This window comes from Streptomyces sp. AHA2, from assembly GCF_036857595.1.
GTDB lineage: Bacteria > Actinomycetota > Actinomycetes > Streptomycetales > Streptomycetaceae > Streptomyces.
Genome location: NZ_JAUQWJ010000001.1, coordinates 776800 through 792949, shown reverse-complemented (window position 1 = coordinate 792949; position 16150 = coordinate 776800). Strand labels below are relative to the sequence as shown.

The 16150-nt window shown below is 72.5% G+C and carries 13 protein-coding genes; 6 read left to right on the top strand and 7 right to left on the bottom strand.

The window, feature by feature from the left end:
* Nucleotides 1-15 precede the first annotated feature (15 nt).
* Entirely contained in the window at nucleotides 16-999 is a 984-nt protein-coding gene (locus Q5694_RS03760; protein ID WP_333930582.1) for an NADPH:quinone reductase, read from the bottom strand.
* 105 nt (nucleotides 1000-1104) lie between these two features.
* On the bottom strand, nucleotides 1105-3738 hold the full coding sequence (locus Q5694_RS03755; protein WP_333930512.1) for an ATP-binding protein: 2634 nt from the start codon (nucleotides 3736-3738) through the stop codon (nucleotides 1105-1107).
* 146 nt (nucleotides 3739-3884) lie between these two features.
* On the opposite strand from Q5694_RS03755, the gene Q5694_RS03750 reads away from it, so the two are divergent.
* The 3 genes from Q5694_RS03750 (at nucleotide 3885) to Q5694_RS03740 (ending at nucleotide 8667) form a co-directional block, all read left to right on the top strand.
* Nucleotides 3885-4958, top strand: coding sequence for an alkene reductase (locus Q5694_RS03750; RefSeq protein ID WP_443040806.1), 1074 nt, complete (start codon nucleotides 3885-3887; stop codon nucleotides 4956-4958).
* Nucleotides 4959-5128: 170 nt separating this feature from the next.
* Complete coding sequence (locus Q5694_RS03745; RefSeq protein WP_333930510.1) at nucleotides 5129-6379, top strand: MFS transporter; 1251 nt, start codon at nucleotides 5129-5131, stop codon at nucleotides 6377-6379.
* Between the two features lie 362 nt (nucleotides 6380-6741).
* Nucleotides 6742-8667 (top strand): helix-turn-helix domain-containing protein, encoded by a 1926-nt coding sequence (locus Q5694_RS03740; protein ID WP_333930509.1) that lies wholly within the window; start codon nucleotides 6742-6744, stop codon nucleotides 8665-8667.
* Here Q5694_RS03740 and Q5694_RS03735 read toward each other — a convergent pair.
* Nucleotides 8655-9869 (bottom strand): IS701 family transposase, encoded by a 1215-nt coding sequence (locus Q5694_RS03735; RefSeq protein ID WP_443040805.1) that lies wholly within the window; start codon nucleotides 9867-9869, stop codon nucleotides 8655-8657. The genes Q5694_RS03740 and Q5694_RS03735 overlap by 13 nt on opposite strands.
* Before the next feature lie 357 nt (nucleotides 9870-10226).
* Here Q5694_RS03735 and Q5694_RS03730 point away from each other — a divergent pair, with 357 nt between their 5' ends.
* Together Q5694_RS03730 and Q5694_RS03725 are read left to right on the top strand one after the other, a co-directional pair.
* A complete protein-coding gene (locus Q5694_RS03730) occupies nucleotides 10227-10934 on the top strand; it encodes a DsbA family oxidoreductase (RefSeq protein ID WP_333930507.1) in 708 nt (235 codons plus the stop codon).
* The gene (locus Q5694_RS03725) at nucleotides 10927-11157 is read left to right on the top strand and encodes a hypothetical protein (RefSeq protein ID WP_333930506.1); all 231 of its coding nucleotides are present in this window, start codon (nucleotides 10927-10929) and stop codon (nucleotides 11155-11157) included. The genes Q5694_RS03730 and Q5694_RS03725 overlap by 8 nt, the downstream gene beginning before the upstream one ends.
* Nucleotides 11158-11216: 59 nt before the next feature.
* Here the strand turns inward: Q5694_RS03725 and Q5694_RS03720 are convergent, their stop codons facing one another.
* The 4 genes from Q5694_RS03720 to Q5694_RS03705 all read right to left on the bottom strand — a co-directional run bounded on the left by Q5694_RS03720 (nucleotide 11217) and on the right by Q5694_RS03705 (nucleotide 14305).
* The gene (locus Q5694_RS03720) at nucleotides 11217-12080 is read right to left on the bottom strand and encodes a GNAT family N-acetyltransferase (RefSeq protein WP_333930581.1); all 864 of its coding nucleotides are present in this window, start codon (nucleotides 12078-12080) and stop codon (nucleotides 11217-11219) included.
* Between the two features lie 99 nt (nucleotides 12081-12179).
* The gene (locus tag Q5694_RS03715; RefSeq protein WP_333930505.1) at nucleotides 12180-12641 is read right to left on the bottom strand and encodes a GNAT family N-acetyltransferase; all 462 of its coding nucleotides are present in this window, start codon (nucleotides 12639-12641) and stop codon (nucleotides 12180-12182) included.
* A 132-nt stretch (nucleotides 12642-12773) separates the two neighbouring features.
* Nucleotides 12774-13190, bottom strand: a complete 417-nt coding sequence (locus Q5694_RS03710; protein WP_333930504.1) for a CBS domain-containing protein — start codon at nucleotides 13188-13190, stop codon at nucleotides 12774-12776.
* 80 nt (nucleotides 13191-13270) lie between these two features.
* Nucleotides 13271-14305: a LacI family DNA-binding transcriptional regulator gene (locus tag Q5694_RS03705; RefSeq protein WP_333930503.1), complete on the bottom strand. Its 1035-nt coding sequence runs from the start codon at nucleotides 14303-14305 to the stop codon at nucleotides 13271-13273.
* 296 nt (nucleotides 14306-14601) lie between these two features.
* On the opposite strand from Q5694_RS03705, the gene arfA reads away from it, so the two are divergent.
* On the top strand, nucleotides 14602-16107 hold the full coding sequence (arfA, locus tag Q5694_RS03700) for an arabinosylfuranosidase ArfA (RefSeq protein WP_333930502.1): 1506 nt from the start codon (nucleotides 14602-14604) through the stop codon (nucleotides 16105-16107).
* The last annotated feature ends 43 nt before the right edge of the window (nucleotides 16108-16150 follow it).

Below are 16150 nucleotides of genomic sequence, written 5' to 3'. Positions count from 1 at the left end.
TTCACCGCGGTCGGCTCAGCCCTCGGCGGCCACGCTCAGCACGAGTTTCCCGCGCACCTTGCCCTCTTCCAGCCGGCGGTGCGCCTCGGCGGCGTCGCTCAGGTGCAGCCGCTCGATCGCCCGGGGCCTCAGACTCCCGTCGGCGACCAGGCGGTTGATGGCACTGGCGGCCTCGGCGAGCTCCCCGGCGGTGGCGTGCGAGATGGCGAAGCCGTGGATCGAACGGTCCCTCAGATACAGCGGCCCCACGGGCAGTACGGGCCGGGAGCGCAGTCCGGCGAGCAGCACGATCCGGCCCCGCCCCGCGAGGAGGTCCACCGCGGTCTCCAGGTCGTTGGTGCCGGAGGCGTCGAGGTAGAGGTCGGCGCCCGCCGGGGCGGCGGCGCGGATGCGCCCGGGCACGTCGGGGTCCCGGTAGTCGACGACGTGGTCGGCGCCCAGACCGCGGCAGTGTCCGGCGTCCCGCGCGGAGGCCACGGCGATCACCCGGGCACCCGCGGCGGCGGCCATCACCACCAGGGCGCTGCCCACGTTCCCGCCCGCGCCGACCACGACGACGGTCTCGCCGGAGCGCAGCCGCCCGTGGGTGAACAGGCCGAGGTAGGCGGTCGCGGCCGGATGCGCCAGCGCCACGGTCTCGTACGGGTCCGCGCCGTCCGGCAGGCGGTACAGCCGGTCGACGGGCACCACCACGCGCTCGGCGGCGGCCCCTTGCCGGCCGTCGTGGCCGAGGCTGTTGCACCACACCCGGTCCCCGGGCCGGAACCGGTGGACGCCGGCGCCGACCGCGGCGACGGTGCCGGTGAGGTCCCGGCCTATGACGAAGGGGAAGGTGAGCGGGGTTCGCCAGGCACCCGAACGCACGAACGTGTCGACATGGTTGACGGAGACGGCCGTGACGTCCACCAGGACGTCGGTCGGCCCGGGTTCCGGCGTGGGCTGATCACCGTAACGGATGACGTCCGGGGATCCGAGCTGTTCAATGTAGGCAGCACGCATCATGGTCACGGATTCTGGCAAAACCGCCCGGCCCTCGTCCGCGAGCGGGCCGGACGCCGTCGCGGATCTGTCAGATCGGGACCGGGTCTGTCAGATCCGCCCCGTTCACACCAGGTTGAGCCGGGCCAGCTCCCGCCGGGAGCCGACGCCCAGCTTGGGGTAGGCCTTGTACAGGTGGTGCTCGACGGTCCTGCGACTGAGGAACAGCTGCGCGGCGATCTCCCGGCTGCTGTTGCCGTCGGCCGCCAGCCGGACCACCTGCAGTTCCTGCGGGGTCAGCCGGTCGAGGACGTTCTCCGCGGTCGCCTTGGCGCCCGTCGTCGCGTCACCCGCGGCGCGCAGCTCCGCCCGCGCCCGCTCCACCCAGGGCGCGGCACGCAGTCGTTCGAAGTGTTCCAGGGCCGACCGGAGCGAGTCACGGGCCTCGCTGCGCCGCCGGTCCCTGCGCAGCCATTCCCCGTACAGCAGCTCGGTGCGGGCCCGCTCGAAGGGCCGCCGGCCCTGCTCGTGCAGCCGGACCGCCTCCCGGAAGTCCTCCTCGCGCCCCTCCACCAGGGCCCGGCACCGGTGGGCCACCGCCCGGGCCCACGGCTGGTCACCGGCGCGCGCCCAGTCCTCGAAGGCGCGCATCGGCTGCTCGGCCCGTTCGTGCCGGCCGAGCCGTACCGCGGCCTCCACCTGGTCGGCGACCGTGGCCATGGCCATCGCCGTGTGGCGCTGCGGCCCCGGGCCGACGGCTGCCTCCAGCCGGTCGAGTGCCGCCTCGTAGTCGCCGCGGGCCAGCTCGAGCAGGCTCAGGGCGCTCTCGCCGGCCACCCTGCCGACGTCGGGCACGTCCAGCGTGAGGCTGCGGCAGCGCTGTTCGTCGCCCTCGATGGCCGCGATCCGCGCGGGAACGCCGTTGAGCCAGGCGACGCGCTCGCGCAGCCCGGTGTCGCGGGCGATCTCCATGGCCTCGGCCACCGACGCCTCGGCGTCGCGGTGCGCCCCGGCCAGCACCTGGCGTTCCGCGAGCAGGTGCAGGGCCTGGGGCAGGGCACCGATGAGGCCCTGCGCGCGGCAGCGGGCCACCTCCGCGGCGGCCAGTTCCATGGCCGCGGCGTCGTCCCCGAGCAGGACGGCGCTGTGCAGGGCGCGGGTGCGCGCCGCGTCCGAGCCGTCGTGGCCGGCGGCGACGGCGTCCTTCAGCAGGGGCAGTCCGCGGGCGTAGTCGTCCTCGACGAGGAAGGCCATGCCCTCCACCATGGGGTCGGCCTCCCCGAGGGACGCGAGTCGCCGGGCGGCCTCGCGTACCGAGTCCGCGTCGCCGGCGAACCAGCCGTACGTGGCACCGGTGCGCAGCATGACCGGGCCCGGACCGGACCCGGCGGCATGGGCCTGCCGCAGCAGCAGGCGGGCGGCCTCCCGCTGGTGTCCCGATTCGAACATGACGGCGGCCCGCACGGGGGCCAGCCGGGCCAGGTCCTCCGGCTCGGCCGTCGACTGCTCGGCCTGCTCGGCCAGGGCCCGGGCCTGGCCGGCGTGTCCGGCGTTCAGTGCGCAGGTGGCCGCGTCGGCGAGCCGGTGGACCTGTGCGCGGCGGTCGGGGGTGAGCCGGGCGGCCTGCTGGTGCAGGAGCGAGGCGGCGGCGTAGGCGCTGCGGTCGGCGGCCCGCTCGGCGGCGGCGACCAGTTCGGCCGCGACCCCGTCGTCGGGGGAGGTCGTCGCCAGCGGCAGGTGCCGGGCCCGGCAGTCCGGGTCCTCCGCCGCGTCGGCCAGCGCCTGGTGGACGGCGATCCGCCGGGCCAGCACGGCTCCCTGATAGGCGGCGGTCCCGATCAGTGGGTGGCGGAACACGACGGTGCTCTCGGTCACCTGGATCAGGCCCGCGCGCTCCGCGTCCTCCAGGTCCTCCAGGCCCACGCCGAGCGTACGGGCGGCCTTCATCTGCAGCGGCAGGTCGCCCCGCCCCTCGGCCGCGGCGAACAGCAGCGCCAGCCGCGTCTTCTCTGGGAGTCCGGCGATCTGGGTGCGGTACGACGACAGCACCCGGTCGGCGACCGTCACGGGGGTGAACCTGCCCGGGTCGTCGCGGCGGGCGGCCCCGAACTCGATGAGTGCCAGCGGGTTCCCGGCGGACTCGGCGATGACCTGGTCCCGCAGGGCAGGGGCCAGGCCGAGGTCGGCGAGGAGGCTCACCGCGTCGCCCGTGTCCAGCCGGGAGGGCCGCAGCTCGGTGAGGCCGGGCGCGGTGAACCCTTCCTCCCGGGTCGCGAACACCATGGCCACCTGCTCGGCGGCAAGCCGGCGGGCGGCGAAGAGCAGCGCGTCGGAGGTGGCTTGATCCAGCCACTGGGCGTCGTCCACCAGGCAGAGCAAGGGCCCCTGCTCGGCCAGGTCCGCCAGGAGCGTGAGCACGGCGAGCCCGGTCAGGAACCGGTCCTGCGTCCGGGTGCGCCCGGTCCCGAGCACCGCCCGCAGGGCCTCCGCCTGGGGTTCGGGCAATCCGTCCAGCCGGTCCTGCACCGGCCACAGCAGCTGCACCAGTCCGCCGAAGGCGAGGTCCGCCTCCGGCTCGACCCCGGTGACCCGCAGGACCCGCATGCCGGCGGCCGACGCCGACTCCCCCGCCCGGTCGAGCAGGGCGGTCTTCCCGATGCCCGCCTCACCGCGCAGGACCAGGGCACCGCTGCGTCCCTCGCGGGCCCGGGCGGCCAGATCCTCAAGTGCCGCCAGCTCGGTGGACCTGCCGTACAGCACGTAGGTGCCCCCACTCCCCGTGACGCGGCCCACCGGTAGGCAAGCCGTGCCGACATACGTATCCGGTTTCAGAAATCTTACTGATTCGGCGCGCCCGCCCCCCTTCCTACGGTGTGGAACAAGCCGGTTCCCCGATGGAGGAGATCGTGAGCCACCTTTTCGAACCGCTGCCCCTGGGAAAGCTGACGCTGCCCAACCGGCTCGTCATGGCGCCGATGACGCGCAGCCGGGCCAGGGACGGCGTGCAGACCCCGCTGGCAGCCGAGTACTACGCGCAGCGCGCCGCAGCGGGTCTCATCATCACCGAGGGCACGCAGCCCTGCGTGATCGGGCAGGGATACATCGACACGCCGGGCGTGCACACGCCCGAGCAGGTGGAGGCATGGCGCCGGGTGACCGACGCGGTGCATGACAAGCAGGGCCGGATCTTCGTGCAGGTCATGCACTCCGGCCGGATCGGGCACCCGAGCCTGTACCCGGACGGCGCGCTGCCCGTGGCGCCCTCGGCGGTGGCCTCCGGCGGCCGGATGTACACGCCGGAGGGCATGCTGGACCACCCGACGCCCCGGGCCATGGACCTGGAGGACATCGCCCGGGCGGTCGAGGACCACATCGCGGCCGCCAAGTGCGCGATGGACGCCGGGTTCGACGGTGTGGAACTGCACGGCGCCAACGGCTACCTGATCCACCAGTTCCTCGCCGACAACACCAACCTGCGCACCGATGCCTACGGCGGCAGCATCGGCAACCGCATCCGTTTCGCCGTCGAGGTCGCCCAGGCGGTCAGCGACGCGATCGGCCCCGAGCGGGTCGGCATCCGCCTCTCGCCCGCCAACACGACCAACGGCATCGAGGAGCGCGACCCGGCCGCGCTGTACGAGGCCCTCGTCCGCGCCCTGGCGCCGCTCAACCTGGCCTACGTCCACCTGATGGAGTTCGGCGGCCGTGACATCACGCAGCTGATCCGCAAGGAGTGGCCGGGTGTCCTGATCCTCAACCCGCACGCCACGGGTGAAGAGGCCGCGGTGACGCCCGAGGCCGCCGAGGCGGTCCTCGAGGAGGGCCTGTGCGACGCCGTGAGCATCGGCTCGCTGTGGCTCGCCAACCCCGACCTGCCCGAGCGGATCAAGGCCGGCGGCCCGTTCAACACGCCCGACCCGGAGACCTTCTACGGAGGCGACCACCGGGGTTACACCGACTACCCGACGCTGGACGGCTGACCGACCGGGCGGGCGGCGACGGGGCCGCGGGTGGGCGCCCGGCCCGCCCCGCCCCTGCCTCCCGCCCCGATCCCGGCTCCCTGGCCCGGCCGGCGCCTTCTCCCCCGAAGGGCTGCACGCCGGACCGGGCCAGGGTGGTCCAGCGACGACCGACCGCTCAGGGAGCACAGATGAGCAACTCACTCGCCGAGTCCGGCGCCCCGGGTCCCGCCGCGCCGGGCAGGAAACCTCGGACAACCGATGCCCGCGGCCCGTTCCACGGGGCCGCGGCCCTCTGGCTCGCCCTCATGGCCGGCCCGCTGTCCTTCGGCATCGCGGGGCCGGCCCTGGTCCTGGACGACGCCGCGAAGGACCTCGGCGTCTCGACCGGGTCCGCCACCTGGACGGTGACCGCGTTCGGCTGGGGCATAGCGGTCGGAACGCCCCTGCTGGCCGGGCTGCTGGACCGCCGCGGGGCGCGCAGCGCGCTCACCGTGTGCGGTCTGCTCGTCCTGCTGGGAGCGGGCCTGGTGGCCGGCATACCCGTCCTGCCGGTCCTCGTCCTGGGCACCGCCCTGATGGGGCTCGGCACGGCCGGCCTCACGGCCGCGGCCATGAGCCTCGCCGGCTCGCCCCGCGCCATGGGACTGGTCACCGCCTCGCTCGCCGTGGTCGGTTCGACGGCCCCACTGGCCGGTTCCCTCGTCAACGACGTGCTGTCCTGGCAGGCCACCCTGGCGCTGCCGGTGCTGAGTGCGGTGGCCGTGCCCTTCGCGGCGGCCCGCTGCGGGCACGGGGCGCCCGCAGGGCGGGAACCCTTCGACCCCCTGGGCGCGGTGCTGCTGACCGCGCTGGTCACCGCGCTCGTGTTCGTGCCGCACGAGCCGCTGGTGGCCGGGGTGTGCTCCGTCCTCGCCGCCGGACTGCTGGCGGCCCACGTGCGCGCACGGCCTCGGGGGTTCGTCCCCGCCGTCCTGGTCCGCAACCCGGGCTTCCTGGTCTCGGCGGGTCTCGCGCTGAGCCTGGCGGTGGTCAACTTCGGCATGATGTACGCGATTCCGGAGCGGCTGGAGGACCGCACGTCGTGGTCCACCAGTGAGATCGGTGTCGCCATGGTCTGGCCGCTGCTGCTGGGCGGTGCCCTGTCCTGGTTCGTGGTGGCGGTCTCGGCGCGGACGGGACGCCCCGTCGTGATCACCGCGCTGGTCGGTCTCGCCCTGGCGGGAGTGGCGCTGGCGCTCGCCGGCACCTCGGCCGCGGTCCTGCTGGCCGCCCAGGCCCTGACGTCGATCGCGGCCGCCTCGGGCCAGGGCGCGTTCGCGGTGCACGCCACCTCGGCCGTCCCCGACGACCAGCGCCCCCCGGCCATCGGCCTGTTCAACCTCGCCTATCTCCTCGGTGCGGCCTTCGGTCCCGCCATCGTCGCGCTCCTGGCGCTCTGACCGCCGGCGGCCCCGGACCGGGTGTGCCGTCACACCTCACAGGTGTGACGGCACACACCCCGTTTCCCAGAGCCTCTCTGCATGCGTCAACTGGCATAATCCCCACGGGGGTTCGTGAGGGGACAGCGAGCCGTGAGCCTGGTCGGCCGCCATCGGGGCGTCCGCAGGCCACCAGGTGACCGTGTGGGGGGAGAGGCTGTGGCTCTCGGTTCGCGGGCACGGCTCGCGGAATGGGCGCGGGTGTCCTCCCGTTGCACCGGAGAGGCTGTGGCCCGTGCGACTCGGCCGTCGTGCACCGTCACTGCCGGCGGTTGGGAAACGAGACACCGGAGGGCCTCGTGTCGCGGACGAAGGACGAAGCGGTGGCGGCTGTGCTGGCCCTGCTGGACCTGCTGGCCGGTGAAGGGTCGGCGAACCGCTTCGAAGCCGTGGTCGAGGAGGCGCGAAGACAGGGCGTGACCGGCGCCGACCTGCGCACGGTGGAGCGGATCAAACGTCTGGCCCTCGGCATCCAGGCCCGGCTCGAGCGTCGTCAGCAGTGGAGCGCCGCCCTGGCCACGCTCGTCGACACGGCCTCGGATCTGGCGAGTCCGCACACGGTCGAGGACACCCTCAAGATCATCACCCGCCGGGCGCGGCTGCTGCTCGGCGTCGACGTCTCCTGGGTCGCCCTGCCCGCCACCGACGACGCCGGGGCGCTCCGGCTGCACTCGCTCGACGGTCACGTCACGATGCTCAACACGCGGCTGCGATTACCGGAGGGAGCCGGGCTGGCGGCCGCCGTACTGGCACACCGCGCGCCGCTGTGGACCTCCGACTACCTGGCGGACGACAGTTTCCGGCACGCCGCCGAGCTCGATCAGTGGATCGGCGCCGAGGGACTGCACGCCGTGCTCGCCGTGCCGTTGAGCCGGGGCAGCGCCTCCGCCGGATCGCTGCACGTGGCGGACCGCAGCGTGCGCCACTTCTCCGCCGACGAGATAGCACTGGCGAACATGCTCGCCGAGATAGGCGGTGTGGCGCTGTCGCGGGCCGTCTTCCTGGACGAGACACTCGCGGAGTTGTCGGCCCTGCGGGAACGGCTGTCGCGCACCGAGGCGGAGCTGGCCGAGACACGCGGACTCACCGAGTCCCAGGGGACGCTGCTGGACCTGGTGCTCGACGGCTGCGACCCGCAGTTGCTGGTGGAGGAGTGCCACCGCAGACTGGGTGTTCCAGTGCTGCTGTGCGGCCCGCGCGGCACGACGATCGCCTCGGCCGGCGACCTGCCCGAGCGGGGCGAGGAGTTCGCCCGTGCCACGAAGGACGTCGGAGTCCTGCCGGATCCCCCGCCCGTCCCTCTGCAGGACGGCATCTGGTGCGTGCCGGTCCTCGCCGGCGGTCACCACCTGGGCGCCTTGTACGTCCAGGCCGGTCCGGCCCTGACCGGCGGCACCGCGGAACTGCTGCGGTACGCGGCGCGTCTGGTCGCGGTGCTGCTGTCCCTGCAGGAGGGCCAAGGCGCGGCGATGGACGGGCAGTTCCGGGACGAACTGCTCGAGGACCTGCTGATCAGTGTGCCCCGCCCCCGGGACCTGCTGGAGCGGCGCGCCCGCCGGCTGGGCATCGGTCTCGATCAGCCGCATGTCGTCGTGCTCGCCCGCCTCGAAGAGGGCGCGCAGGCACACGCGGTGACCCGGGCGTCGGCCTGCGCACGCCGCCTGAACGGGCTCCAGACGACGCACGAGGGCGACATCGTGCTGCTTCTGCCGGGCACCGACCCGGGCGCCGCCGCCCGGACGGTGCACGACGAGTTGTCGTCCCCGCCCGGCCGCCCGCCCACGGTCAGCGGCGCCGGACCCGTGTCGGACCCCGGTGCGGTCCTCCACGGGTACCGGGAGGCGGCACGCTGTCTCGACGCGATGACCGCCCTGGGCGCCACGGGAACCTCCGCCTCGACGCACGAGCTGGGGTTCCTGGGGCTGCTGCTGTCGGACGAGGTGGACGCCGACAGCTTCATCCAGAGCACCATAGGAGCCGTACTCGACTACGACGAGCAGCGGTTGACGGAACTGGTCCGCACCCTGGACGCCTACTTCGACACCGGTGGCAGTCCCACGTACGCGGCCGAGCAGCTGCATGTGCACCCCAACACCGTGGCCCGCCGGCTGGAGCGCATCAGCGAGCTGATCGGCTCCGACTGGCAGAGACCCGAACGCGCCCTGGAGATCCAGCTCGCGCTGCGGATGTCCCGGATACGGCGTGTGCTGCGGCAGCGCGACGAGTCGGCCGGGGATCAGGACGCATAGCCGAGTTCGGCGTCCTCGGCGTCGCCCAGGGTCGCCAGGACGTGCGCGGCGGACGCGAGGGTGACGTGCCGGTGCCAGCCGCGGTAGGAGCGTCCGGCGAAGTCGCGGATCCCCACCTGGTCGGCACCGCGGGCCAGATCCTGGTCGACCCGCTGGATCATCCCCCGCAGCCGCATCAGGGACGCGGTGGGAACCGACATCAGGTCGGTCAGCCACACCTCCCGCGGCCGGCGCCGGTCGTTGTTCCCCAACCCCAGCAGGAGCAGGTCACCGTGCCCGCGCCGGGTCCGCCGGCCCGAAGGGGTGGGGAGCGCCACCCGTACGGCTGTGACCAGCCCGGAGCACCTGACCGTCCCGCCGCCGTCACCCGGCCACACCACCGGCCGCTGCAGGCCCCGGGTCGCGCCCATGATCTGGCGCACCGGCCTGGGGGTGGTGTCGAACCCCTTCAGCGCGGGGTCCGTCACCGACATCCGCAGGGAGTCGTCCACCCTGAGCATCATCGGCAGACCCCGGTCGAGGAGGTGCGACACCGTCGGGACGACGTCACCGCCACGGGCGTCCATCACCAGGGGACGGGACGGCAGGCGCCATGCCACCGTCTCCAGGTAGGCCCGGAGCGCGCATTCACCGAGGGTCTCCGCCGAGGCGTCGTCCGGGATGGACGCGCGACGCCGACGGTCCTCCGCGCACCAGGCCGGGGAGAGCTGCAGGCGCCAGTTGACCGGCACGCTCGCCTCCTCACCGACCGCCCACACGCCCACGGCCTGCTGGGCGTTGAGCATCTGCCCGTGCTCGGGGAAGAAGCGCCGCTCCACTCCGACGGAGTGCCGTCCGGCCTTGGGGATGATCATGGGCCGCACCACCCATGCCTGTGGTGGGACCACACTGGCCGTGTACCGGGCCAGTGCCCGGCGCACCGGACCCCATTCCCAGCTGGAGTCGCTGATGAAGTGGTGCAGGCTCTGCTCCGTGGCCTGTCCCCCGGCGAGCGCGGCGATGTTGCGTATCGATTTGCGTCCCCTCACCTCCAGCAAACCACGTATGTACTCCATGCCCTTGCGACGTTGGTCGCTGCGGGGCAGGGAGGCGAACAGCAGTGAACACATCTCCGGCAGCGACACGTTGCACGGAGGTGCGTACGACGGCTCGTGCATGGTCGGACTCTGCGCTTGGTCAGGGCTCAGCGCGACCACACTCATGGACGGACCCTCCATCGGGAGTAGACGAAGACGATCCGAAGGGCTGCCCGTCCAATGTGCGGCAGGTGGGTTCCCCCTCCCAGGTACACGGAGCACAGGACTTGTGACGGACGGCGGTGGCCGGGCCACCATCGGGCGCCCTCTCCGCCGGCAGGCCCATCCGGAGGGCATGGTTCGGACGGTGTGCGGACCACCGCCCCGGTCGCCGCGACAACACACGGGAACCCGGAACAGGGTGACTTGACGAAGTAGCTTCGGCATCGGGCGCCGGGTAACGCACGCGCGCCACCATGGGTTTTCACGACGCGGCACACACGTCGGGAACCCCGGTGTGGTCCCGCTACCGAGGAGGACACCATGAGCGCTCACCCGGAACCACCCCCCGTCACCGTCTGGTCCGACCTGGGGTGTCCCTGGGCCACCCTCGCGCTGCACACGTTGCGCACCGCGGCCCGGGCCCGGGGGCAGGACCTCCTGATCGACCACCGGGCCTTCCCGCTGGAGTTGTTCAACCACCAGCCCACGCCCAAGTTCATCGTGGAGCCCGAGATCGTGGTGATCTCCGCACACCGTCCCGACCTGGGATGGCGCCTGTGGGCCGGCCGGGAGTACGACTACCCTTCGACGATGCTGCCCGCGATGGAAGCGGTCCAGGCCGCGAAGGACCCCTCCGTCGGTGGGCTGCGCGGCAGCGACGAACTGGACGCCGCGCTGCGTCACGCGTTCTACGTCGAGAGCCGCTGCCTCAGCATCCCCTCCGAGATCCTCGACGTCGCCGCAGGGTGTGAGCACGTCGACGAACGCGCCTTGGCCCGCGCGATCGAGCGGGGTGCCGGCCGCGCGGAGGTCTACGAGCAGTTCCGCGTCGCCCAGGGCCCGGACGTCCAGGGCAGCCCGCACCTGTTCGCGCCCGGAGGGTACGCGGCCCACAACCCGGGCGCACACGTCCGGTGGACGAGCGACCCCGACAAGGGGGGTGTGCCCCGCCTCGACCGCTACGACCCGTCGTGGGCCGAGGAACTGCTGGATCTGCTGGCGGAGGGGAGGCGGCCCACCGGTGCCTGAGCGGGACCTTCGCATCTCGTCCGCCGCGTACGACCGCCTGGCCGCGGCGGCCGCGGCCGAGGGAGTGACGGTGCGGGCCTACCTGGAGGGGTTGGCGGCGCGGATCGCGCGGGTGCCCGGACACCGTCTCCGTGCGGCCGGGCCGGAAGCGGACCTGCGGTTGGTGGCGCTGGGAATCGACGACCCCGGTGGCGCGGGGGCGGCGCGGTGCCCGGCCGGCTGAACTCCCGGCTCCCCAGAGCGGCTCAGTGGTCCGTACGAGCGGGCCGGGCGTGCCTCCGCTCAGGCGCTGTGGCTCATGCCGGCCTGCTTCACGAGCACGGCGCGGGTGTAGAGCAGGTGAAACCCCTGGCGTTGCACGTTCTGCTGGGATTTCGAGCCGGGTTGGGTCGTGACGACAGCGAGGTCGCAGCCCCCTGCGGCGGCGTCCGCGAGCCGGGCCGCCAGCAGGGCGCTCTGCACACCCCGGCGCCTGTGGGACGGTGCGGTGGCGGCTCCCGTCAGCTGAGCGATCCCGTCGGTCGTACGGAGGCTGGCGGCTCCCACCACCGCGCCCTCGTGCACCGCGCTGTACCGCCTCATGCCGGCGGCACTCACGAGATCACGGATCGCTGCGGCGATCACCTCGCGCGGGAACTCCTCATGCGAAGCGACCCCTTGTGTGTCAGGGTGCGCGAACCCGTTCGCGATGGCTTCGAGCCACTCCTCGAACTCCTCGTCGCCGCTGGTCCTGATCTCGATTCCCTCGGGTTGCCGGCGCCGGTGTTCACCGGACAGAGGGAACCCGAGGACGTTCTCGAAAGACGTGAGGCGATATCCACGTTCCGTCAGCCTGACAGCGATCTCCGGGTCGGCGAGGTGGGCCAGCTCCACCTGTACGGGAGCCCCTCGACGGGCGAAAGCCCTCTCGATCCCGTCGAGCAGGCCGTCGTCCGGTACGCCGCCGAATCCGAGCCCGGCGACCTTGTTCAGGGGCGAGTCGTCCTCGGCGAACGACGCCACTCCTCCCATGACGGGTTCGAGGAAGCCCGATCCCGTTCCGTTGCGGCGATGTGCGGCCGCGCTTCCGTTCGTGATGAGTTCCACTTCGGCCCGCTCGATGCGCGCGGCCAGTTCGACGTCACAGAAGAGGGGCTGTCCGGTCATGTCCACCGCGGAAGAGTACAGGCGACAGCGACCCGAGCCCATCGTTTTTCCCGCGCACCGGGCAGGCAGGGAGAAGGACGTCGGCCGGTCCTCACGCCCTCACGCGTCAGGGCGCCACACGTATCGGACGTCCGGCTCGCGCTCCTCGTTGCCGCGGCCGTCGGTCCACTCGCAGGCGACGAAGCCGTGCCGCTCGTAGAAACGGCGTGCCGACGCGTTGACCTGGAACGTCCACAACCGGAGGCCGGTGGGGCGGAGCCGCTTGGCGAGGTCCACGAGGCGGCTTCCGATACCCCGGCCCTGCCAGGCCGGATGGAGGTACAGCTGGTCCAGGTCCTCGTCGCCCAGCACCATCATCCCGACCACCGAACCCCGGACGGTCGCCACCCAGGTCTCCTCGCCGGGTACCAGGACGTCCCGCACCCAGGCCCGGACCTGGTCGTCCGTGTGCGCCCGGCGCACGTCCGGAAGCGCCGCCGCGAAGGAACGCAGCCACACGTCCGCCACCGCGGCTGCGTCGGAGCCGGCCGCACGGCGAACGACGACGTCGTTGATCTCCACGGCGACGCATGCTCGCAGAGAACCGACGCCGGCGCCTCGGAATTTCTCCACGGCGCTCGGCGGCGCCCGGGCTCACGGGCGGGTCGTCGCCCTCGCGCACGACGAGCCGCCCGCGGGCCGGCGCACGGTGCGTCAGTCCGTCGAGAGCGCCTGGAGCAGGTCACCGACCTTCGGGTCCGGCAGTGCCCGGGCGACGTCCGCCTGGGCGACCACGCCGACCAGGCGGTGGCCGTCGATGACGGGCAGACGGCGGACCTTGTGCTCGGTCATGGTGCGCAGGATCTCCGCGGCGTCGTCGTCGGCACCGATCGTGACCGCCTCGCCCTGAGCCAGGTCCCCCGCCTTGACCTGGGCAGGGTCCTTGCCGACGCCGAGCACCTTCACCACGACGTCCCGGTCGGTCAGCATGCCCTTGAGCTTGTCGTCCGTGCCGCAGATCGGCAGGGCTCCGACGCCCAGCTCGGTCATCTTCCTGGCGGCGTCGAGCACGCTCTCCTCGGCGCCGACGCACTCGGCACTCTCGGTCATGATCTCGCGGGCCGTCGTCATGAGGCACTCTCCTCGGTCCTGGTGAACGAAGGGCTGCAAGCAGCCCGGGCGCGATCATGAGTGCCCCGTCCGCCCGGGGGCTAACACCCCGAACCCCGGCCGCTGGTGCTCTCCCGCACGAGCAACCTGTGTGCCGCCGTCACTTCCCGCGGAAGCGGGCGGCTGCCCGTGTGCCGGGAACCGTAGATCTGTTGCTCCAGCATCTCGACGGCGACGCGGGCGAGTTGTTCCTTGTCCGGGGAGACGGTGGTCAGCGTCGGCGTGCTGTAGCGGCCGTCCTCGATGTCGTCGAAGCCCGCGAGCGCCACGTCCTGGGGGATGCGCAGGCCCTGGGCGAGTGCGGTGCGCTGGGCGCCGAGTGCCAGGAGGTCGTTGAAGCAGAAGACCGCCTGCGGCGGTTCGTCCAGGGCCAGGAGCCGCGCCATGACCTGCGCGCCGTCCCTGCGGTGGTAGGAGTCGGTCGGCGGTGCGAGCGCTTCGTCGTAGGGCAGTCCGGCTGAGGCAAGTGCCTCCTTGTAACCGGCCAGCCGCAGGTGGGCCGTGTTGGCGTTCGGGCTGGTCTGACGCCCGATCGCGGCGATGCGGGTGTGCCCGAGCGACAGCAGGTGCTCGGTCACCTCCCTCGCCGCGCGCATGTTGTCGATGGCGACGTGGTGGGTCGGGCCCTCGAAGATCCGCTCGCCGAGCAGGACCAGCGCGGTGGAGTCGTCGCGGTCGGCCAGCTCGTCGCGCCCGACCGTGATCGGGCTGAAGATCAGGCCGTCGATGCGCTGCTCACGGATCCCTTCGAGGACCTGCCGTTCGCGTTCCGGCCGCCCGTCCGTCTGCTCGATGACGACGGTCCAGCCCCGCTCGGTCGCCGCGTCGATGACGAAACGGGTCAGTTCCGCGAAGTACGGTGCGTCGAGTTCGGGCAGGGCGAGGGCGACCACACCCGTGCGTCCCTGGCGCAGGTTGCGGGCGGACAGGTTGGGGCGGTAGTCCAGTTCCGCCAGGGCGCGTTCGACCTTCTCCCGGGTCGGTGGGGCGACGTAGGTGTAGCCGTTCACCACGTTCGACACGGTCTTCACCGAGACTCCGGCCAGGGCTGCGACGTCCTTGAGACTGGCTGCCACCAGATCACCTCCACTGCGCCTCCCGGCGCTTTCACTCACGCGGCGAGCACCACCCTGGCACAGGGGTTGATCGCTGCGGTCACCGTTCGCCCCGCCGCAGTCACGGCCACGATTCGAGCAACTGTCGTCCGACCACTTTACGACGCTGTTTCAACGATGTAATCGTACTCCCACAAGCGACGCACCGATGGCGTGCGTGTGCCGTGGTCGCTCCGTTCCGCCCCTGTCCGCGGCGGCGGTACGGGCGGCGGCCGCAGCCGGCTTCCCCTCCGTCGCACCCCCGGGAGTTCCCCCGCATGGTCACAGCCCGACTCACTCTGGACCCGGCCTTCGAGGTCGGCACCGTCGACCGCAGGCTGTTCGGCTCCTTCGTGGAGCACATGGGCCGGTGCGTCTACACAGGTGTCTTCGAGCCGGGGCATCCGGCCGCCGACGAGGACGGCTTCCGCACCGACGTCCTGGGTCTCGTGCGGGAACTGGGTGTCACCACCGTGCGCTACCCGGGCGGCAACTTCGTCTCCCGTTACCGCTGGGAGGACGGGGTCGGACCGGTGTCCGAGCGGCCCCGGCGGCTGGATCTCGCGTGGCGGAGCCTGGAGAGCAACGCCTTCGGGCTCAACGAGTTCATGGCGTGGGCCGGCAAGGCCGGAGTCGAGCCGATGATGGCCCTCAACCTGGGCACCCGCGGCGTCGCCGAGGCGCTCGACCTGCTGGAGTACACCAACTACCCGCAGGGCACCGCCCTGTCCGACCTGCGCCGCTCGCACGGCGTGGACCGGCCGCACGACGTGCGCATGTGGTGCCTGGGCAACGAGCTCGACGGCCCTTGGCAGATGGGCCACAAGACCGCGCACGAGTACGGGCGCCTGGCGGCGGAGACCGCCCGCGCCATGAAGCGTTTCGACCCGGATCTGCAACTGGTCGCCTGCGGCAGCTCCAACGCCTACATCGACACCTTCGCCGCGTGGGAGGCGACGGTGCTGGAGCACACCTACGAGTTCGTCGACTACATCTCGCTGCACGCCTACTACCAGCCGGAGAACGGTGACGTCGACTCGTTCCTGGCCAGCGGCGAGGAGATGGACCGCATGATCGCCGCGATCACCGCGACCGCGGACCACGTGGGAGCACGGGTACGCAGCGACAAGAAGATCAAGCTGTCCTTCGACGAGTGGAACGTCTGGTACCAGCACCGCTTCGGCGGCGAGTCCTCCCTGCCCTGGCGCGAAGCGCCCGAGCTGATCGAGGACGTCTACGACGTGACCGACGCCGTCGTCGTGGGCAGCCTGCTGATCACCCTGCTCCGGCACGCCGATCGCGTGGGAGCCGCCTGCCAGGCGCAGCTCGCCAACGTCATCGCCCCGATCATGACCCGGCCCGGTGGTCCCGCGTGGCGCCAGACCATCTTCCACCCCTTCGCCCGCACGGCCCGCCACGCCCGCGGCACCGTGCTGCGCGTGGAGCCGGACTCCCCGCTCGTCGACACGGCCAAGTACGGCCCCGTTCCCGCCCTGTGGGCGACCGCCACCCACGACGAGGACAGCGGTGAGGTCGTGCTCTTCGCGGTCAACCGCAGTGCCCGGGAGGAACTGGCCCTCTCCGTCGATCTGCGCGCGTTCCCCCGGCACCGCGTCGCCGAGCACGTCATCCTGCACGACGCGGACCGAGCGGCGGCCAACACCGAGGCCGCCCCCGACCGGGTCCGGCCGCGGGACGTCAGCGGCACCAAGATCGACGACCACGTCCTCAGCGCGGATCTCCCCCCGGTGAGCTGGAGCATGATCCGCCTCTCCGCGGCCTGAGCCCTCCGGGGCACCGCCGCTCCCACGCCATCTCATTCCCACC

Bases quoted from the DNA above. Each gene is read 5' to 3' on its own strand.
- Q5694_RS03760 (WP_333930582.1), bottom strand. From the start codon at position 999: ATGCGTGCTGCCTACATTGAACAGCTCGGATCCCCGGACGTCATCCGT.
- Q5694_RS03745 (WP_333930510.1), top strand. From the start codon at position 5,129: ATGAGCAACTCACTCGCCGAGTCCGGCGCCCCGGGTCCCGCCGCGCCG.
- Q5694_RS03735 (WP_443040805.1), bottom strand. From the start codon at position 9,869: ATGAGTGTGGTCGCGCTGAGCCCTGACCAAGCGCAGAGTCCGACCATG.
- Q5694_RS03730 (WP_333930507.1), top strand. From the start codon at position 10,227: ATGAGCGCTCACCCGGAACCACCCCCCGTCACCGTCTGGTCCGACCTG.
- Q5694_RS03720 (WP_333930581.1), bottom strand. From the start codon at position 12,080: ATGACCGGACAGCCCCTCTTCTGTGACGTCGAACTGGCCGCGCGCATC.
- Q5694_RS03710 (WP_333930504.1), bottom strand. From the start codon at position 13,190: ATGACGACGGCCCGCGAGATCATGACCGAGAGTGCCGAGTGCGTCGGC.
- arfA (WP_333930502.1), top strand. From the start codon at position 14,602: ATGGTCACAGCCCGACTCACTCTGGACCCGGCCTTCGAGGTCGGCACC.